This window comes from Gluconacetobacter diazotrophicus PA1 5 (assembly GCF_000021325.1).
GTDB classification, from domain to species: Bacteria; Pseudomonadota; Alphaproteobacteria; order Acetobacterales; family Acetobacteraceae; genus Gluconacetobacter; species Gluconacetobacter diazotrophicus.
On the sequence record NC_011365.1, the window covers coordinates 179,006 to 198,665 of the forward strand.

Below are 19,660 nucleotides of genomic sequence, written 5' to 3' on the forward strand. Positions count from 1 at the left end.
CGCAGTTCATGAGCAAGACAGAGTTCGATATCGTCGTCATCGGCGGCGGTCCGGGTGGCTATGTCGCCGCCATCCGGGCGGCCCAGCTTGGGCTCAGCACCGCCGTGGTCGAAGCCAACCACCTGGGCGGCATCTGCCTCAACTGGGGCTGCATTCCCACCAAGGCGCTGCTGCGGTCGTCGGAAATCAACCACCTGCTGCATAATCTGGGCGAATTCGGCTTCGCCGCCGACAATGTCCGCTTCGACCTGGACAAGGTGGTCAAACGCTCGCGCAAGGTCGCGGGCCAGCTTTCGGCCGGCGTCGCGCATCTGCTGAAGAAGAACAAGGTCCCGGTGTTCGACGGTTTCGGCAAGCTGGCGGGCACGTCCGGCGGCCGCCGCAAGATCGAGGTCACCAAGGACGGCAAGCCGGTCGCGACGCTGAGCGCCGCGAACGTCATCCTGGCGACCGGGGCCCGGGCCCGGGTCCTGCCGGGGCTGGAGCCGGACGGCAAGCTGATCTGGTCCTATCGCGAAGCGATGGTACCCACCGAAATGCCGAAACGGCTGCTGGTGGTGGGGTCGGGCGCGATCGGCATCGAATTCGCGTCCTTCTACCGCAACATGGGCGCCGAGGTGACGGTCGTCGAAGTCCTGGACCGCATCCTGCCGGTCGAGGACGAAGAGATCAGCGCGCTGGCGCACAAGGCCTTCGTCAAGCAGGGTTTCACCTTGCTGACGGGGGCGAAGATCGGCCCGATCCGCAAGAACGGTGACAGCGTCAGCCTGTCGGTCGAAGCGGGCGGCAAGACCCACGACATCACGGTCGATCGCGTGATTTCAGCGGTCGGCATCGTGGGCAATGTGGAGAATATCGGCCTGGAGGGCACGGCGATCCAGGTCGACCGCACCCACATCAAGGTCGATGCCTATTGCCGGACCGGCGAGCCCGGGGTGTATGCCATCGGCGACATCGCGGGGCCGCCATGGCTGGCGCACAAGGCCAGCCATGAAGGCGTGATGTGCGTCGAGGCGATCGCCGGGCGCCACGTCCACCCGATCGACCCGCGGAACATTCCCGGGTGCACCTACTGCCGTCCACAGGTCGCCTCGGTCGGGATGACCGAGGCCGCGGCGAAGGCGGCGGGCCATACGGTGCGCGTCGGGCGCTTTCCCTTCATCGGCAATGGCAAGGCCATCGCGATGGGAGAGCCCGAGGGCCTGGTCAAGACGGTGTTCGACGCCAAGACGGGCGAATTGCTGGGCGCGCACATGATCGGGGCCGAGGTCACGGAAATGATCCAGGGCTACGTCATCGCCCGGACGTCGGAGCTGACCGACGCCGAGTTGAAGGAAACGGTCTTTCCGCACCCCACCATATCCGAGGCGATGCACGAGGCGGTTCTGGCGGCCTATGACGGGGCGCTGCATATCTGAAAGCCTGCCCGCAAATGCGCGCTGGCGGCGATCCTACGCGCGTTTCCTGTGCTCCGGTGCTCACGGCCTTCAAGGCCGCTCCGCTCCGGTGCGCGGAAACACACGCCGGGCGCGGCCCTGGCGGGCCGCTCTCACTCGCCAGCCCACATTTGCGGTCAGGCTCTGAACTGCGCTCCGCCGGCCTCCTCTCGCCGGGGGCTCCTGTGCTTGTGATCGCGGGCGGGCGGGCAAGGGGGATGTTTGCTTGACGCGTTCCCCGCAACGTTCCACTTCTGCTTGTCTGCTGTTTTTCTGGGTTTGCCGCCATGCCAACGCGCCTGTTGATCGACCATAGAAAGGGCGGGGTTTCCGTCCGCCATCCGGAAAAGGCGCACCGGCCGGACAACCCGATCGCGCGCAAGCCCGACTGGATCCGCGTCAGGGCGCCGAACCATCCGGTCTACCAGGAAACCCGTGCCCTGATGCGCGAGCAGAATCTGGTGACGGTGTGCGAGGAAGCGGCCTGCCCGAATATCGGCGAATGCTGGTCGCAGCGGCATGCCACCATGATGATCATGGGCGAGATCTGCACCCGCGCCTGCGCCTTCTGCAACGTGACCACGGGCATGCCCAACCCCCTGGACGCCGACGAGCCTGCCCGCGTGGGTGACGCGGTGGCCAAGCTGGGGCTGCGGCATGTGGTGATCACCTCGGTCGATCGCGACGACCTGCCCGATGGCGGGGCTGCGCATTTCGCCCGGGTCATCGCCGCGATCCGCGCGCAGGCGCCCGAGACGACGATCGAGATCCTGACCCCCGATTTCCTGCGCAAGCGCGGCGCGCTGGAGGTCGTGGTGTCGGCGCGTCCCGATGTCTTCAATCACAATCTGGAAACCGTGCCGCGCCTGTATCCGGGCATCCGGCCCGGCGCGCGCTATTACCAGTCCCTGCGCCTGCTGGACGATGTGAAGCGCCTGGACCCGTCGATCTTCACCAAATCCGGCCTGATGGTCGGACTGGGCGAGGAACGGGCGGAAATCCTGCAGGTCATGGACGACCTGCGCGTGGCCGATGTCGATTTCATCACCATGGGGCAGTATCTGCAGCCGACGGTGAAGCATGCGGCGGTCCGGGATTTCGTCACCCCCGACGAATTTGCCGATTATGCCGCGATGGCGCGCGCCAAGGGCTTCCTGCAGGTCAGCGCCTCGCCCCTGACAAGGTCGTCCTATCACGCCGATTCCGACTTCGCGGAACTGCGCGCCGCGCGCGAGGCCCGACTGGCCGCATCGCGCGTCGGGACGGAGACCCCCTGATGCCGACACATGCGGAACGCCGTCTGATTGCCTATTCGGTGGAGCAATTGTTCGACCTGGTGGCCGATGTCGGCAAATACCCGCATTTCCTGCCCTGGTGCGTCAATGCCCGGGTGCGAACCCGCACCGCCAGCGAACTGGTCGCGGACCTGACGATCGGCTTCGGTCCGTTTCGCGAAACCTTCACCAGCCGGGTGGATCTGGAACGCCCGTCGCGCATCCGCGTGCGCTACGAGAAGGGGCCGTTCCGCTACCTGAACAATGTCTGGACCTTCACCCCGGACGAGCGGGGGTGCCAGGTCGATTTCTTCGTCGATTTCGAATTCCGTTCGCGCCTGCTGCAGGCCGCGATCGGCGTGGTGTTCAACGAGGCGGTGCGCCTGATGGTCTCGGCCTTCATTCGCCGCGCGCGTGAGGTGTACGGTCCGCCCGTCACCCGCACCACGCTGGCGCAACCGGCCCATGCGCAGCCCGCCGGAACCGGAAGTGCCTGACGGACGTTGCATTTCCGTCTGGACCTGTCCGTCTGGTTGAAGGAGCAATGCTGATGAAGATGTCCCTTGGCGCTGCGTTTCTCGCTGTGGTGGTCGTTGCCACCGCCCCGGCGTTTGCCGCCACGCATCATCACAAGGGCCGCCATGGGGAACACCATGCGGACCATAAAATGAAAATGAACCAAAAAGGGTCCAACACGACCGAAGACCTGAACGCCAAGAGCCTGGACGCCGCCCGCGCCGGCACGCCGACGTCACCCGCCGCGCCCATGGGCGGCACATCCGCCATGCCGTCCCCCACCGTTCCGGCGGGAACGGGCGTCACGGCCCCGCCGGCCGCCCCCGCGCCGTCGATGCCCAATCCGTCGAACGGTTACTGATCCTGGCCGCGCATCCTGGTCCGTGACCGGTATGCGCGGTCCTCACGCTCCATCCGGAGCCGATTGCGATTGGGTCGACGACCCAATCGCATAAAGTAACCGATCACAACGTGTTTTAGACACCGACCATCACGTCGGACGCCTTGATGATGGCCGTTGCGTGCTCGCCGACCTTGAGCTTCAGGTCGGCCACGGCTTCGTTGGTAATCGAGGCCGTAATGACCTTTCCGCCGATGTCGATACCAACATGCGACGTGGTAGCACCCTTGATGATCTCGGTTATCTTGCCGGAAATCTGGTTGCGTGCACTTATTTTCATCGTCTGTCTCCTCCCTTGGAATACGCTTTATTTTATTCCAAAAAATACAGCCCCATCAATCATAATAATATCAGGATATTTAATTCCACGTATTTAGAGCCTGTTTGGAAAGTCGCTGAAGTGTGATTCAAGCTCTGGATGTGGACGCCAGAGCAGAGAGGCCGCATGGCCAGGATTACCCGCAAGACGAAGCGTTATCCGTCTGATATGACGGAGGAGGAATGGGCGCGCATCGCGCCACTGATGCCCGAGCCGGGACGCACGGGGCGTCCGCGCGAGATCGAATTCCGCGAGGTGATCAACGCGGTTCGTTACCTGGTTCGATCCGGCTGCGGCTGGCGAATGCTGCCGATCCATTTCGGGCATTGGCGTACGGTCTATGGTTGGTTCAGGGAATTGGCCCGGCGGTTCCTGTTCCAGACCATTCATGATGTGGAACTGATGCTTGACCGGGAGCGCTCGGGCCGTGAAGCCAGCCCTTCGGCCGGAGTGATCGACAGCCAGAGCATCAAGGCGCCGCACGCGAAAACAAGAGGTTACGACGCTGGAAAGAAGATTGTCGGGCGCAAGCGGCATATCGCCGTGGATACGGACGGACGCCTGCTGATGGTCAACCTGACGCCGGCGGACATCTCCGACAGCGCCGGAGCGCAGATGATCCTGGACGCGATCCGCAAGCGCTGGCCGTGGGTCAAGCATCTATTCGCGGACGGTGCCTATGACCGGCTCCAGTTGATGGACAAGGCTGCCTACCTGGACTTCGTCGTCGAGGTGATCCGTCGCAGGGACGGAGCGAAAGGCTTTGAGGTTCTCCCCCGGCGCTGGGTCGTGGAGCGAACCTTCGGATGGATGACCCGATGGCGACGCCTCGTGCGCGATTACGAGCGTCGCAGGCTGTGTCCCGAGGTGTGGTGTAGGAGCACCGTTCCTCGAAGGGTTCGAGGTTATCAGGCGGCCACGGCGGGCAGGCTGATTGTGGGATTATGGCTGATGGCGGCCAGTCCTTCCAGCGTCATGTAACGTCGGCAGACCGCCCACTCGTCGTTCTGTTCGAGCATCAGCGCGCCGACGAGGCGGATAATGGCGGCATCGTTGGGGAAAATGCCGATGACGTCGCAGCGACGCTTGATCTCCCTGTTCACCCGCTCGATCGGGTTCGTCGACGAGATTTGCGTCCAATGCTCCCGAGGAAAGCCCATGTAGGCAAGCACGTCCACTTCCGTCCGCTTCATGAATTCGGCCAGCTTCGGAAAGCCTTCGCGCAGCTTGTCGGTGACGTGCCGCCATTGGCGTGACGCATCCTCGGCGGTTTCCTGCGTGAAGATCGTGCGCAACAGGGCCGAGATGGCAGGACGCTGCTTCGCATGGGCATGGGCGAGCGCATTGCGCAGCCAGTGCACCCGGCAGCGTTGCAGGGTCGCATTGAACACGCGACCGGCCGCGGCCCGCAGTCCGGCATGCGCGTCGGCCACCACCAACTTCACGCCGCGCAGGCCGCGATCGGCCAGGGAGCGCAGGAAATCCGTCCAGAACGCTTCCGCTTCGGACGGTCCCGTCGCCACGCCGAGCACCTCACGACGGCCGTCCGTATTTACGCCCACGGCGATTATCACGGCAATCGAGACAATCCGGCCACCCTGGCGCAGTTTCAGATAGGTGGCGTCGATCCAGAGATACGGCCATTCGCCCTCGATCGGCCGAGACAGGAAGCTGTTGACCCGTTCGTCGATCTCGCCCACCAGACGACTGACCTGGCTTTTGGAGATGCCCCCGGCGCCCATCGCGCGGACGAGATCATCGACCGATCGCGTGGAAATACCCTGGACGTAGGCTTCCTGGATGACCGCCAGCAGTGCCTTTTCCGCCGTTTTCCGCGGCTCCAGGAAGGTCGGGAAATAGCTGCCCTTGCGTAGCTTCGGGATCGCAAGCTCCACCGTGCCCGCCCGGGTGTCCCAGTTCCGAGCGCGGTAGCCGTTGCGTTGGGTCGAGCGGGAGGCCGAACGCGCGCCAAGCGGCGCACCGGTCCGGGCCTCAACCTCCATCTCCATCATCCGATCGGCAGCGAACGCCAGCATCTCACGAACAAAATCGCCATCCGACGCTTGCTCCACAAGCTCCAGCAGCGCCATCTTCTCGTCGGTCATCGTCAGGTCCTTCAGGTTCAGTTCGCACCCGAACCCTATCAAAGACCGGCGATGGCCGCCTCAGCAGCCAGACTCGCTCCTACACCACACCTCGGGACACAGCCGCGTCGCATCGATGTCTCACAGGCCATGATCTTCGTCGCCATGGGCGCCAATCTCACCCGAAGAAACGCTCATCCATGACTTTCCAAACAGGCTCTTAGCAGGCTGTCGGATTGGGCGCTGCCGTAGTGATGAGTGATGGCGACGACGGCGTTTATGCGGCCGTCAGTCGCGTGATCCTACGGCAATTATATGCGAGGGCGACGAGCGTCCATTCTGTTGCGACGTTGGGGAGGCCACGGAGATGGAAACGGGTGAAGCCCATGGCGCTCTTGATGATACCGAAGACCGGTTCGACGGTCTGCTTGCGTAAGGCGTAAAGGGCTTTTGCCGGGTTCTGTTGCAGCCTGGCCTTCATTTCCAGGCGCCAGGGCTCGGTGATCCGGCGCGGCTCCCTGGGTGGCGGTTCTGGCCGGAAGTCATAAGGGCGCCGATTCACAGGGCGTCCGATGGCGACCAGCGGGTCCACGCCGCTGGCCTGCAACGTTTCGACGGCTTTGCCGCTGGCGAAACCCGTGTCGGCGAGGACGGTTCGTGGCAGGCCGATCCTCTCCTCCATACCCAGGATGGTGGCGGCGAAGCTGGGCGCGTCCGCCGTCGTCGCAACGACGCCATTTTCCAAGATCAACTGGCTGCCCTCGGCACAAACCACGGCCTGGGCATTGTAGGCTTGCCGGTATTCATGCGCGTCGGAGCGGCGCATCAGCTTGCTGTCCGGATCGGTCAGGTTGATCTGCCGGTCTGGTGGCGGTTCATCGTCCGGTTCTTTCGGCGGCCGACCGCGCCGTCCCCGCTTCGCATCAAAAGCTGCCTTCTTGCGCTCATATTCTGGTCGGGCGGTCTTGGCCTGCTCGCGGGCTTCCGCCTCCAGTCGCGCACAGGCTTCATCCAGCTTTGCCTTCAGAGCCTCCCGCCGGGCCAGTTCCTCCGGCAACGCCTGATGATCCACATCGGTTGTATCCGCCGCCTCTGCCCGTTCCATCAGGGTGGAGATATCGGTGGCCAGTTTCTCGCGCAGCTCTTTCGCGCGATCATAACGAATGGAACGGTATTTCGAGGCATTGGCATCGATCTTCGTGCCGTCGATCGACACCGTGCCAAGCCGCACCAGTCCCGTCTCGCGTGCCAGCAGGAGTACATGCATGAACGCTGCCTCGATCGCCGTGCGGTTGCCGCGCCGGAACGTCGCGATCGTGTCATGGTCAGGATGCAGGTTCGCCGCCACAAAGCGCATACCGATATCACGATATGTCGCCCGTTCGATCCGACGCGATGAGAACACGCCGTTCGCATAGGCGTAAATCAGCAGCGCCAGCATCAGGCGCGGATGATACTGCGCCTTGCCGCCAGTCCGCACAGGAACGGAAAATGCCCTCAACGGCACCCGCTCTACCGCCGCCACGATGAAATGCGCCACATCGTCCGACGGCAGCCATGACTTCAGATCCGGCGGCAGAAGATACGGCTGCGATCGATCAAACGGAATGAAGCTGCTCATCCTGAAAGCTTACCGCAGATCGCCAGAGCCAGGTACCCCAACCCGACAGCCTGCTTAGAGCCCGATCCGAAAGTTCTTCAACCGTGACAATGCCTTGCTGTCCGTCGTGTGAGCATTCGGATCGAGGCGATCAATGTCCATGCGGTTGAGGAAGCAATGGATTGTTCCCAGTCTTTGGCGAGCCGCCTGCACCGTCCCAGCCATGCGAATGTCCGTTCAACCACCCAGCGGCGCGGCAGGATCTGAAAGCCCTTCGCCGTATCGGACCGCCTGATGATTTCAAGGGTCCATTTTCCCATGGAGGCGAGCGCGGATCGCAATTTGTCGCCAGCATAGCCGCCATCAGCGAAGATGTGGCGCAGCCAGGGAAAGCGCCTGCGTATCGCTGCCAGGACATCAACAGCCCCATCACGGTCCTGGATGTCGGCGGCATGAACGAGGAGAAAGATCAGGAAGCCGCAGGTATCCGTCACAATATGGCGCTTGCGGCCCTTGACCTTCTTCCCCGCGTCATAGCCCGAAAGCCCGCCACTTTCCGTGGTTTTCACCGACTGGCTGTCAATCACGCCCGCGCTCGGAGAGGCTTCACGCCCCTCGATCTCGCGCAGGCTCATGACCAGCACCGTATTCATGACTTCGAACACTCCGGCACCACGCCAGGCGTAAAAATAGCGCCTGACGGTCGAGACCGGCGGAAAGCATTTCGGCAGCAGGCGCCACGCACACCCGGCCGAGGCTATGTAGAGCATCGCGTTGACCACCTCGCGCATATCCGTAGTGCGGGGGCGACCGCCCCGTTTCGCCGGGGGTACAAATGGCATGATCAAAGCCCACTCCCCGTCCGTCATATCCGATGGATATCGCAACCCTTCCCGGCTATGTTCACGTCGGGCAATACCAGTCCATGTCACCATTCACTCCATCTCTTCGCAAAGACGGATGAATCACAACAGGCTGGTATTGTTCAAAAACTTTCGGATCGGGCTCTTAGATATCTCATGGAAGGGCATGAATGTAATCCGCTTTCAGAATTCGTCCCAGCCATCCGCGCCTTTTGCAGCAGGAAAGGACAGGACATTGCCCCCCGCCGCGGAACGGGAAGACGCAGCCGGCATGTAGGCCGATGACTCCTCGTCCTGCCAGAGGCTCGCCGCAGGTGCGGGCCCGGTCCGCGAGGCGGTCTGAAACGCCTGGCTGTGACCGGTCTGGAACTGCTCGACCAGACGCGCCAGATCTTCCGCCTCATTGGCCATGCTGCGGCTGGCAGCGGCGGATTGCTCCACCATTGCGGCGTTCTGTTGCGTCACCTGGTCCATCTGGTTCACGGCGTCATTGACCTCGTTCAACCCTGTCGCCTGGTTCGCGGAGGAGATCGCTATATCCGTCACCAGGACGTTCAGGCGGCTAACCTGTTCGACGATACGGTCCAGCGCCTTGCCGGTCTCGCCAACCAGCTTCACGCCGGTCGTCACCTGCCGGCCGGACGCCGAAATCAACTCCTTGATTTCCTTTGCCGCTTCGGCGGAACGCTGCGCCAGGGCACGCACCTCCGTCGCCACCACGGCGAAGCCGCGGCCGGCATCTCCGGCCCGGGCCGCCTCGACCCCGGCATTGACCGCCAACAGGTTGGTCAGGAAAGCGATCTCGTCGATGATGCCGATGATGCTGCCGATCTGCCTGGACGATGCCTCGATCCCGCTCATGGTCGTCACGGTCTGGCGCACGACGTCCCCGGAACGCTCGGCGTCGGTTTTCGCGACCGTCGCCATATGGCGCGCCTGGCCCGCATCCTCGGCCGACCTGCGGACCGTGGTGGTGATGCCGTCGAGCGTGGCGGCGGCCTGTTCGAGGCTGGCCGCCTGCTGCGCGGTCCGTCGTGCCAGGTCGTCCGACGCCTGCCGGATTTCGTCCGATCCGGTGCGAACGGCCTGCGCGTTGGTGTCGATCGCCTGCATCGTGGTCTGCAGGCTTTCGATCGCGCCGTTGAAATCCTCCTGAAGCTTGCGGTACTCCTCGGGGACGTCGCTGGACATGCGGAATGTCAGGTCACCGGTGGCCAGGGCCGCCATGCCCGCGCCCACCCGGTCCACCACCGTTCCGCGCTCCCTGGCCAGGACGTCGGCCTCGACCTTCTGCCGGGCGGTTTCCGATGCTTCGAGGTAAGCGGAAATGGCATAATCCATGTCGATCAGGGCGGCCTTCACCAGCGCGCCGGCTTCCTCCGCCACCTGCCTGACGTCGGCACCTCCGCCCAGGCCGATTCTGGCCGCAAGGCCGGCCTTGGGCCAGCGTGCTTCCAGCAGGGCACCCAACATGGATTCGATCAGCAGCGCATAGCCGCCGATATGCCAGCGCGGCTCCAGGCCAACCCGTGCGTGAACCTCGCCGATCCTGGTGGCCGCCTCCATATAGGATTGGTCGAACCGCGCGTCGGAAATCGTTCCCCAATGCGCAATCTGCCGGCTCTTGGCAGCATCGATATGCGCCTGGCCGGAAAAAAAATGACGTGTCTTGGGAAAAGACCGGACCTGATCGTAAAATTTATCCAGGGCGCCCGGCAACGCACGCATGATGATCGATTTGATACCGCGCAGATTTTGTCTGGTCTTCGAGTCAAGCTTGACAAACTGAAGGCGGTCGGCAAGCGTGTCCGGTTCCAACATTTACATGATCCAGAAAATACGACTTAATTCAATCGCTTGTGGTAAGTTCCTTAAATCATACCATCACGTTTTATTTGTAAACAATACAAATTTTTCTATTTCGAAACATCTGTTGCTAACGCGCGGCGGTAATTATATTTTTTCCAAATTTGTTTTAGATCAATGCCTATTGGAGTAGCCCCTCCGGACAGGATTCGAATCCGGCGTTTATTGATAAAACCGAAAAGTTCTACATCGAACGTTTTGTTATAGAAGCATTTTTGACGAACGATGCTCGATTATCTACCTGCCCCGTGTTCCGGGAAAATACGCAACGCGAGGCCAGGAAGACAGGATGTCAGAAATCGGCCTCCAACGTGAAGTGGAACATGCGCGGCAGGCCGGCATAAATACTGCTGGCCCCGGTGTCGTTGTTCAGCGAACCGTTGTTGCTCGCAGGATAGAGGGATGACCAGTACTGCGTATTCGCGACATTGGTCACGCCGAAGCGGGCCGCCCAGGGGTGATGCGCCGCGAAGAAGGGATAACGAATGCCCAGGTCCAGCGTGGCGTATGCGTCGGCATAGGCCGAATTCGTTATGGTGGCGGCACGACGACCGGTGTAATGGACATTCGCGTTGACGGCCAGGCCGGACGCAAAGGCACCGTGCGGGATGGGCAGCCGGTAATCCAGCAGGATGTTCGCCTGGACCGGCGGGGCGCCCACGACCTCCTTGTTATTGGTGGCGGCATTGCCGGTACCGCCCAGTTCGGCGTCAAGCCAGGTCATGCCGGCCAGGACGGACAGGTCGGGCGTGATGCGTCCCTGCGCCTGGACCTCGACGCCATAGTTGGTCTGCATGCCGAAGGTGCCGAAATATCCGTTCGCGTCCTGATAGGCGTAAGGGCGATTCATGCGGAATCCCGCGACGCTGAACAGCATCTTCTGATAGCTGATCTTGTAGCCGACCTCATATTCCTCGCTGCGGAACGGCTGGGTCATCTGGTTCGCATTCGCGGCGGACGCCGGTGCCTGGACACCCGCCTGGATGGCGCGGCCATAGGTGAAATAGGCCGTCTGGTTTTCGGCGGGCTTGTACACCAGGCTCGCCATCGGGCTGAAGGCCCCGTCGATATGCTTGCTCGTCCAGCCGAGCGGCGTGGTGTACGAATAGGTGGTGTTGCCGTCCTTGACCGTCCTTGACTTCGTTGAGCGATTATCCTGGCTCAGCCAGTTCCAGGTCAGCGTGCCGACGATGGACCAGTGGCGGTCCAGGTGCAGGGTGTCGCCCAGGATCATCGCCTGGTTGCGGATATAGGCCGATTCATAACGCCCGTGATAATAGGGCTGCGACCCGGACAGGACGGATGGCGAATACATGTTGGACTTGCCCAGGGCAATCGTCTCGCCCTGCGTGGGATTGTAATTGCCCATCATGTAGCCGTTCGTGCCGGCCACGATATCATGCGTGATGAAACCGGTGTGGAAGTGCCCGTTGACGTAGGCAAGATTGGCGCCGGAGCGGAAATCGTTGGCGGTGACCGCCGCCGCGATGGTCTGGGTATATTCACCGACAGGCCCGGTCGTCAGGGTATTGGTGTTGCTGAAGACCTGGCGGATCGAATCCTCGTAGTTGCCCCCGAGGGTGAAGCTCCAGTCCCTGTTGATGGTATGTTTTATCTTCGCCATGAACAGGTTCGTTTCCATATTGTAACCGGCATAGTCCTGCCCCAGGTTGGGCTTGCTGAGATCGGGCGCCGGCGGAAGCGACGTCGCGTTATACGCAAGGTTGAATCCCGGCGTCGTTCCACGCTGAACATAGGTATAGTGGGAAGCGTCGAGTTCCAGGACCGTGTCCGGATCGAAATGGATGTCGAAATCCGCGCTGACCAGGTTGCGGCGCATCCAACTGTTCTGCACATAGGTCGTGCCGTCGCCATGCAACAGGTTGATCCGGTAACCAAACCACTTGTTCTTGCCGATCCGGCCGGACACGTCGGCATTTTCCATCAGCGTGCCGATTGAATCGACGCCGACGGTCAGGCGATTGATCGGAGTATCGGTCGGACGTTTTGTCGAGAAGGCGAAGGTGCCGGCCGGGTTCTGCGCCCCGTAGAGCGCACCGGCCACACCGTTGAGAACCTGCACGTCCTCGAACATTTCGGCGGCGTACGGCGTGGTCGAAACGATATTCAGCCCGTCGAGGCGGGTATTGGCGATGACATCGGCCTCGAAACCGCGCGATTGCGGGCGACTGGTGTTCGGGTCGCCGCGCACTTCCAGCTGCACCGAAGACATGTAGCCCATCAGGTCGTTCAGGTTGCGCGTCTGCTGATTGACCATGACATCGTGCGGCACGGACTGGATCGACATCGGCGTATCCAAAATGCTCCTGTTGCCAAGGGGACCGAGATAGGCCGTCTTCTTGTTGTAATCGGCTGTGGCACCGGAAACGGTGCGCCCCGTAACCAGGATATGTTGTGCCGTCGGGACAGGTGTGGCTGGAGCCGCGGGCTTGGATTTGGGTGCCGAGGCATGCTGCTGCGGGCCGGACAGGACGGGACGGGGCTTGGTTGTCGATTTACTTTCAGCAGCCTGCGATACGGAAGAGAGCAGGACGAGGCCAACTCCAGCCATGGTAAATGGTTGCCCGCCTTTTCGATCTTTCCTGCTCATCCCATGCGCCTCCCGGGTGCTTGCCATATGTCGATATACGAACGGATATAGACGAGTTAACCGGATGTCCATATCCGTTCGTATATTATCGACCGCGAATATTTGGAAGTTTCAATACAAACAGGACCATTATTGTTCTGTATTGAATCGCAAGGCATGATATTTATTGGGTAAATATCCTACCCAATTCCCTGATCCTCTTGTTTTTCTGCAACTATTTTTGTCTTTGCGCTCGAACTTCCTCCGGCCACCGACGTGGCGATGCGAATACTGATATGATCGCCGATCGGTTTCGCACCCATGACGACTGTCAGGTCGACCGCAATAGCCATGCCAAAGGCGCAATCGATGTGCCGGCCGGTCGATCCTTGTCCGATACGACGGGAGGGCCGGCGTCTCTGCAACAAAACCGACAAACGCCCCTTTCATTGTCGGTTCTCAGACAATATTGGCGTATGTCGTCATGGCGTCGCTTTTGACACGATTTCGTCTTTCGACACCGCCTTCTGTTCCATAAGGCGAGTCGCGTTATCGATTATTCCGTGCCGATGCGCTGCAGGATCAGGTCCAGCGCCTGGACTACGGCCCGTTGCCGAACGGCGGTCCGGTCGCCGCCGAAATGACGCGACAGGGTGCGTGTCTGTCCGCCCCGGCGGGCCGTCCCGAACCAGACCAGGCCGACCGGCTTGCTTGCCGAACCGCCGCCGGGGCCCGCGATGCCGGTGATGGACACCGCGATCGCGGCATGGGGGGCGCGGGACAACGCGCCTTCGGCCATCGCGGCCGCGACTTCGGCGCTGACCGCGCCATGGCGCGCCAGCAGCGCCGGCGCCACGCCCAGCAGGGCGGTCTTCATATCGTTGGAATAGGTGATGAATCCGCCCTGGACCATGTCGGATGACCCCGCGTGATGGGTCAGGGCGGCGGCGACCAGTCCGCCGGTGCAGCTTTCGGCCGTGACGACCTGCAGCCCCGCTTGCCGCAGCCGGTCCAGCGTTTCGGCCGCCTGGGTCAGGACGGTGCCATCCAGCATGGACGTCATGGGGTCCTCGCTTTCCCGTTCAGGTCATGACGATCAGGCAGCGTATCGCGGCCAGGATGAAGGCCCCGATCAGGCCGGCCACGATATCGTCACCCATGATGCCCACGGCGTCGTGGCGGCGGTCGAACCAGCCGACCGGACCGGGCTTGGTGATGTCGAACAGGCGAAACAGCGCGAAGGCCAGAACCAGCCAGAGCACGCCGATCCGGTCGGGCGTCCAGGGATGGACCGGGGTGGGGGGCAGGGACAGGGGGAACATGGTGATCCACATGCCCGCGACCTCGTCGATCACGATCCAGCCATGGTCCACGCCCCCGCTGGCGCGGGCGGTGGCGACGTATCCGATCGCGCAGCACAGCACGATCGCCACGGCCAGGGCCAGCGGATGGGCCAGCAGCCCCAGCCCGCACGCCAGCGCGGCCAAAGACCCGACCGTGCCGGGCGCGAAGGGCGAAAACCCGCACCCGCCGAAGCTGGCGATCAGCCGGGACGGGGTCATGGCGCGGCCTCCGCCTGGGCGGAGGCGGCCAGCGCCTGGTAGATGGCCATGTTTTCTTCCACGCGCTGGATATAGCTTCTGGTTTCCGCGAACGGAATGCTTTCGATCCAGTCCAGCATGGCGTCGGCCGTGGGCGTGCCTCGTGCCGGATCGCCCAGCAGGGCCAGCCATTCGTCCGCCCGGTGGGGCCCGGCATTGTAAGCCGCCAGCACATAGGGCACCGCGCCGCCGAATTTCTGCATCAGCCGCACCAGGTAGGCGCTGCCGATACGTATGTTCAGGTCCGGGTCCGTCAGGCGCGCGCCGGTCAGCGGACCGGTCGCCAGCCGGGCCTGCCGCGACACGTCCCGCGCCGCCGCCGGCATAAGCTGCATCAGGCCATAGGCGCCGGCCGGGCTGACGATGCCGGGATCGAACCCGCTTTCCTGCCGGATCACGGCCATCAGGAAACCGGGGGGCAGCCCCTCGCCAGGGACCGAGGACAAGGCTGGTGAGAACGGGACGGGCCAGCCCAAGGGCAGCAATGCCGTGCCCTCGCGCCCCGCGCGGCGGGCGATCGACACCGCGACATCCGGCAGGCCGAGCTGCAGCGCCAGCGTCGCGGCCAGGACGTGGCCGGCGGTCCCGCCTGTCCGCGTATCCTGCAACAGCAGGAAATCGCGCGCATGACCCAAATCATGCCGTGCGGCCAGCAGCCGGGCGGCCTGCACCAGGTCGCTGGCATCGAAACGCGCCTTGTCGTCCGGGGTCCAGACCGGCCCCGGAATGGCGCCCAGCCGCGACCGCACCAGGTCGCCCGATCGCTCGGGGAACAGCAGGGGGCTGGCCGTGTCCCCTGCCAGCCGGGATGCCGCCATCTGGCCATAGAAGGTGCCGGGCAGGGCGGCAGCCTGCCCCCAGGCGGTGCGGGCACCATCCCGGTCGCCCAGGTCCGACAGGGCACGGCCGGTCCAGTACAGGCCCCGGCTGCGCGTCAGCAGCGACGACGCGTCGCACAGCGGGCGGAACCGGGCCAGCGCGGCATGCGGGTCATGATCGTGCTGCAGCAGGATCCAGCCCGACAGGAACCGCGCCGCGTTACGGTCCGTGGGCGCCATGTCGTCGGAAGCCGTGGCCAGGGCCAGGGCTTCCTTGTCCCGGCCGGCCAGCATCATGTCGTGGGCCAGGGCGTCGCGTTCCGCCCAGAAGGCGGCCTTTATGGCGGCCGCGAAGGCGGGATCCGCCACGCGCTGCTCTGCCGCCGGCCCCGACTGGGCCCACAGCGCGGCGGCGAGGTCGGCCTGCCCGGACCGGCGCAGCCAGCGAATCCGGTCCAGCACCAGCACCGGATCGTCGGACAGGGCAGGGGGAACCAGCGCCAGCAGGGCGGGGGTATCCGACCAGCCCATCCGTAGCGACAGGCGCGCCCGGGCTAGGGCCTGACGGCCGATATCCACGCGCGCCACCTGTCGCTGGGCGGCATCCAGATGCCCCGTCAGTTCCTGCCGCATGAAGCGATGCCATTGGTCGGCCGGGGTCAGGACGGGGGCGAACGCGGCCAGAAACGCGGCTTCGTCCTCCATCTGGTCGACGCCCTCGGTCCAGGCATGGCGCGCGCGGGCCGGCAGGTCGGGGGCGGGAACCGGCTGGCGGGCACAGGCCGCCAGGGCGGGGGCATAGGTCAGGGTCAGGGTGGCGCAGGCCTGCGCCATCCCGGGCACGCCCGGGGCCGCCACCGCCATCAGCCGTTGCAGGCGGCCCAGCATGACCGCGCGGCGCGGCCAGGTCGGGGTCTGGTCCAGGAAGGACAGGTACTCGTCGATATCGCCACCAAGGGGCGAGAGCAGGCGCAGATACGTATCCACCCGCGCCGCGACCGCATCCGATGTCCCATCCGGCACCGCAGGGGGGACGACCGCATCGGACGGCACCGACCGGGGCGGTTCCGGCAGGCCGGATGAATCGGCACGCGCCGACCCGCCCAGCAGCGCCAGGCAGGCGAGAACGGGAAGGGGAAAGAAGGGGAGAAGACGCCTCATGACCGGATATGCTTCGGTTACCAGGAACGATCGTGCGCCATTATGACACGGAGTGCCAGACCTCGCCGCCCCCCTTGACGATCAGTTCGACGGCGACGCCCAGCACGATCAGCAGTCCGACCCAGGCGATCCAGCGATAGCGTTCCAGCAGGCGGGCGATCATCGCGGCCGCGACCGCCATCATCAGCACCGAAATCGCGAGTCCGCTGACCAGGACCCAGATATGCCGGCCCGCCGCACCGGCCACGGCCAGGACGTTGTCCAGGCTCATCGACAGGTCGGCCACGACGATGCGCACGATGGCGGAACGGAGCGCCCCGGGACGCGCCGTCCCCTGCGATGCCGCCTCGGCATCGTGCGTGCCCTGCGGCCCGCGCAGTTCGCGAAACATCCGCCAGCAGACCCACAGCAGCAGGATTCCGCCCGCCAGGGTCAGGCCGATGATCGCCAGCAGCCGCACGGCGACCAGCGCCAGCCCGACGCGGATCAGCGCCGCCGCCGCCACGCCGACCAGGATGGCCTGCTGCCGTTGCGTGGCAGGCAGGCCGCGAACCGCCAGTCCGATGACGACGGCATTGTCGCCTGCCAGCGTCAGGTCGATCAGGACGACCTGGAGAAACGACGCAAGTGCGGAAAGGTCCAGGACATCGCTCCTGTGATATCAGGGGGCGCCCCCGGACGCCCGACGGGCGATGTTGACCACCGGCGCGACGCCGCCGCAAGGGGGGCGCGTTTTCCAAGGGAGACGCGGCGGCGGAAATCGGCTAAAGGGGCGACCCCGTCCTTCATTCGCCGCCCCCTCCTTTTCATCGATAGAGAGAAAGCCGAGCACGATGGTTCCGCGTTATACCCGCCCCGCCATGGCCGCCATCTGGGCCCCCGAGAACCGGTACCGGATCTGGTTCGAGATCGAGGCCATGGCGTGCGAGGCCATGGCGCAGTACGGCGCCGTGCCCGCCGAGGCCGCGAAAGTGGTGCGGGAGAAGGGCGACGCCGCCATGGCCGCGTTCTCGCAGGCCGACCTGGACCGCATCGACGAGATCGAGGCCGAGACCCGGCATGACGTCATCGCGTTCCTGACCTGGCTGGCCGAGAAGATCGGCCCCGAAAGCCGCTTCGTCCATCTGGGCATGACGTCGTCCGACGTGCTGGACACCTGCCTGTCGGTGCAGCTGGTGCAGGCCACCGACATGCTGCTGGCGGACCTGGATGCCGTGCTGGACGCGCTGAAGCGCCGGGCGTTCGAGCATAAATACACGCTGACCATCGGGCGCAGCCACGCGATCCATGCCGAACCGACCTCGTTCGGGCTGAAGCTGGCCGGCCATTACGCCGAATTCGCCCGCAATCGCGAGCGGCTGGTCCGCGCCCGCGCGGAAATCGCCACCTGCGCCATTTCCGGCGCGGTCGGCACCTATGCCCATGTCGACCCCCGGGTCGAGGAATTCGTGGCCGCGCGGCTGGGGCTGGAGCCCGAGGGCGTGTCCACCCAGGTGATCCCGCGCGACCGCCATGCCGCCTATTTCTGCGCGCTGGCGGTGATCGCCAGCGGCATCGAGCGCCTGGCGGTCGAGGTCCGGCACCTGCAGCGTTCGGAAGTGCGCGAGGCCGAGGAGTTCTTCCATCCGGGCCAGAAGGGTTCGTCGGCGATGCCGCACAAGCGGAACCCGGTCCTGTCGGAAAACCTGACCGGCCTGGCCCGCCTGGTGCGCGCGCATGTCATCCCGGCGCTGGAGAACGTGGCGCTGTGGCACGAGCGCGACATCAGCCATTCGTCGGTCGAGCGCAACATCTGCCCCGACGGCACGATCGGCCTGGATTTCGCCCTGGCCCGGCTGGCCGGCATGATGGACAAGCTGGTGATCTATCCCGACCGGATGATCGCGAACCTGGAAAGCCTGGGCGGCGTTGTCCATTCCGGCGAGGTCCTGCTGGCCCTGGCCCGTGCCGGCATCCTGCGCGAGGATGCGTACCGCATCGTCCAGCGCAACGCGATGGCGACCTGGACCATGCTGGGCAAGCCCGGCGGCCGCTCGTTCCGCGAGAACCTGGAAGCCGACCCCGAGGTCGCGGGCCGGGTCCCGGCCTCGGTGCTGGACGCCGCCATGAACAGCGATTCCCACCTGGGCGCGCTGGACCACAGCTATACCCGCGTGTTCGGCGAAGCCGGGCCCGGCCGGGCGGGCTGATACACGGCACCCGCGCGCCGGGGCCGTGACGCAAGGATGGAAGAAAGATCGTGTGTACCATCGTCCTGTCCCTGGCCCCCGGTTCCGAATGGCCCCTGCTGCTGGCGGCCAATCGTGACGAACGCCTGGACCGCCCCTGGGACGCTCCGGGCCGGCACTGGCCCGATCGCCCATCGGTCATCGGCGGGCGGGACCGGCTGGCCGGCGGGTCCTGGCTGGCGCTGAACGATGCCGGGGTCGTCGCGGGGGTGATGAACCGGGTCGGCAGCCTGGGGCCGGCCGCCGGCAAGCGTTCGCGCGGGGAACTGCCGCTGATGGCCCTGGAGCACACCACCGCGACCGATGCCATGCGCGCGCTGGCCACGCTGGATGCCGGGGCGTGGCGGTCGTTCAACATGGTGGTGGCGGACCGCCGCTGCGCCTATTTCATTTCCGGCCTGGGCTATGCGACGCCCGAGATCCTGCGGCTGGAACCCGGCTGCCACATGGCGGCGACGACGGGGCCTGACGACCTGTCGATTCCCCGGATCGGCCGCCACCTGCCGCGCTTCCGCGAGCCCGCACGTCCCGTCCCGCCGGACTGGACACCCTGGACCCGCATCCTGTCCGACCGGTCGCTGCCCGCGGGGAGCGAGCTGAACATTCCGCCGCGCGCGGGATTCGGTACCTGCAGTTCCTCGGTCATCGGCCTGCCGGCGGCGCCGGATGCCGCGCCGTCATGGCATTTCGCCGCCGGGGCGCCCGACCGCGTGGGCTACGCGCCTGTGGATTTAAGGAGTGGCCCGGCCGCCTGACGGCGGTCCCGTCCCGCATTCCGCCCCTTCAAGGGAATGGTATCTTCCGCAACCAATCGTTGCTATGAGGCTGTCGCATTACAGGGACCTTATGGGACCCCTCATCGGGAGGCATGCCCGCGCAGGCCTCCACCAGCCGTATGAAGGAC

Annotated in this window: 18 protein-coding genes; 7 read left to right on the plus strand and 11 right to left on the minus strand. The window is 64.5% G+C overall.

The genetic code is table 11. The features are described 5' to 3' along the window. The first annotated feature begins 8 nt into the window (after nt 1-8). The 4 genes from lpdA to GDIA_RS00860 all read left to right on the plus strand — a co-directional run bounded on the left by lpdA (nt 9) and on the right by GDIA_RS00860 (nt 3,587). On the plus strand, nt 9-1,418 hold the full coding sequence (gene lpdA, locus GDIA_RS00845) for a dihydrolipoyl dehydrogenase (protein WP_012225582.1): 1,410 nt from the start codon (nt 9-11) through the stop codon (nt 1,416-1,418). 305 nt (nt 1,419-1,723) lie between these two features. Next, a complete protein-coding gene (lipA, locus tag GDIA_RS00850) occupies nt 1,724-2,713 on the plus strand; it encodes a lipoyl synthase (protein ID WP_012552985.1) in 990 nt (329 codons plus the stop codon). Then, nucleotides 2,713-3,207 (plus strand): type II toxin-antitoxin system RatA family toxin, encoded by a 495-nt coding sequence (locus GDIA_RS00855; RefSeq protein ID WP_012225586.1) that lies wholly within the window; start codon nt 2,713-2,715, stop codon nt 3,205-3,207. The genes lipA and GDIA_RS00855 overlap by 1 nt, the downstream gene beginning before the upstream one ends. A 53-nt stretch (nt 3,208-3,260) precedes the next feature. Then, nucleotides 3,261-3,587 carry a hypothetical protein gene (locus GDIA_RS00860; RefSeq protein WP_012552986.1) on the plus strand — a complete coding sequence of 109 codons (327 nt, stop codon included), beginning with the start codon at nt 3,261-3,263 and terminating at the stop codon, nt 3,585-3,587. A gap of 115 nt (nt 3,588-3,702) precedes the next feature. Here the strand turns inward: GDIA_RS00860 and GDIA_RS00865 are convergent, their stop codons facing one another. Next, complete coding sequence (locus tag GDIA_RS00865; protein WP_012552987.1) at nt 3,703-3,906, minus strand: TOBE domain-containing protein; 204 nt, start codon at nt 3,904-3,906, stop codon at nt 3,703-3,705. A 138-nt stretch (nt 3,907-4,044) separates the two neighbouring features. On the opposite strand from GDIA_RS00865, the gene GDIA_RS00870 reads away from it, so the two are divergent. Then, nucleotides 4,045-4,926 (plus strand): IS5 family transposase, encoded by an 882-nt coding sequence (locus tag GDIA_RS00870; protein ID WP_407635497.1) that lies wholly within the window; start codon nt 4,045-4,047, stop codon nt 4,924-4,926. Here the strand turns inward: GDIA_RS00870 and GDIA_RS00875 are convergent. The 10 genes from GDIA_RS00875 to GDIA_RS00915 all read right to left on the minus strand — a co-directional run bounded on the left by GDIA_RS00875 (nt 4,854) and on the right by GDIA_RS00915 (nt 17,171). Next, on the minus strand, nt 4,854-6,050 hold the full coding sequence (locus GDIA_RS00875) for an IS256-like element ISGdi8 family transposase (RefSeq protein ID WP_012226942.1): 1,197 nt from the start codon (nt 6,048-6,050) through the stop codon (nt 4,854-4,856). The genes GDIA_RS00870 and GDIA_RS00875 overlap by 73 nt on opposite strands. 256 nt (nt 6,051-6,306) lie before the next feature. After that, nucleotides 6,307-7,650 (minus strand): IS1182-like element ISGdi13 family transposase, encoded by a 1,344-nt coding sequence (locus GDIA_RS00880; protein WP_012223140.1) that lies wholly within the window; start codon nt 7,648-7,650, stop codon nt 6,307-6,309. A 77-nt stretch (nt 7,651-7,727) separates the two neighbouring features. Further along, nucleotides 7,728-8,564, minus strand: a complete 837-nt coding sequence (locus GDIA_RS00885) for an IS5-like element ISGdi1 family transposase (RefSeq protein ID WP_012222260.1) — start codon at nt 8,562-8,564, stop codon at nt 7,728-7,730. Nucleotides 8,565-8,675: 111 nt separating this feature from the next. Then, complete coding sequence (locus tag GDIA_RS00890; RefSeq protein ID WP_012552988.1) at nt 8,676-10,313, minus strand: methyl-accepting chemotaxis protein; 1,638 nt, start codon at nt 10,311-10,313, stop codon at nt 8,676-8,678. 337 nt (nt 10,314-10,650) lie between these two features. Continuing rightward, nucleotides 10,651-12,969, minus strand: coding sequence for a TonB-dependent receptor (locus tag GDIA_RS00895; protein ID WP_012552989.1), 2,319 nt, complete (start codon nt 12,967-12,969; stop codon nt 10,651-10,653). 179 nt (nt 12,970-13,148) lie between these two features. Further along, a complete protein-coding gene (locus GDIA_RS18920; RefSeq protein WP_012225596.1) occupies nt 13,149-13,301 on the minus strand; it encodes a hypothetical protein in 153 nt (50 codons plus the stop codon). A 203-nt stretch (nt 13,302-13,504) separates the two neighbouring features. Then, nucleotides 13,505-14,002: a CinA family protein gene (locus tag GDIA_RS00900; RefSeq protein WP_186440593.1), complete on the minus strand. Its 498-nt coding sequence runs from the start codon at nt 14,000-14,002 to the stop codon at nt 13,505-13,507. A gap of 28 nt (nt 14,003-14,030) precedes the next feature. Then, nucleotides 14,031-14,510 (minus strand): phosphatidylglycerophosphatase A family protein, encoded by a 480-nt coding sequence (locus GDIA_RS00905; protein ID WP_012552991.1) that lies wholly within the window; start codon nt 14,508-14,510, stop codon nt 14,031-14,033. Then, entirely contained in the window at nt 14,507-16,528 is a 2,022-nt protein-coding gene (locus tag GDIA_RS00910; RefSeq protein ID WP_012552992.1) for a lytic transglycosylase domain-containing protein, read from the minus strand. The genes GDIA_RS00905 and GDIA_RS00910 overlap by 4 nt, the downstream gene beginning before the upstream one ends. A 40-nt stretch (nt 16,529-16,568) precedes the next feature. After that, nucleotides 16,569-17,171 carry a YjbE family putative metal transport protein gene (locus tag GDIA_RS00915; protein ID WP_043458581.1) on the minus strand — a complete coding sequence of 201 codons (603 nt, stop codon included), beginning with the start codon at nt 17,169-17,171 and terminating at the stop codon, nt 16,569-16,571. A gap of 190 nt (nt 17,172-17,361) precedes the next feature. Between GDIA_RS00915 and purB the strand changes: the two genes are divergently transcribed. Together purB and GDIA_RS00925 are read left to right on the plus strand one after the other, a co-directional pair. Next, a complete protein-coding gene (purB, locus tag GDIA_RS00920) occupies nt 17,362-18,717 on the plus strand; it encodes an adenylosuccinate lyase (protein WP_012552993.1) in 1,356 nt (451 codons plus the stop codon). Nucleotides 18,718-18,767: 50 nt separating this feature from the next. Beyond that, complete coding sequence (locus GDIA_RS00925; protein WP_012552994.1) at nt 18,768-19,511, plus strand: NRDE family protein; 744 nt, start codon at nt 18,768-18,770, stop codon at nt 19,509-19,511. Nucleotides 19,512-19,660: the final 149 nt, after the last annotated feature.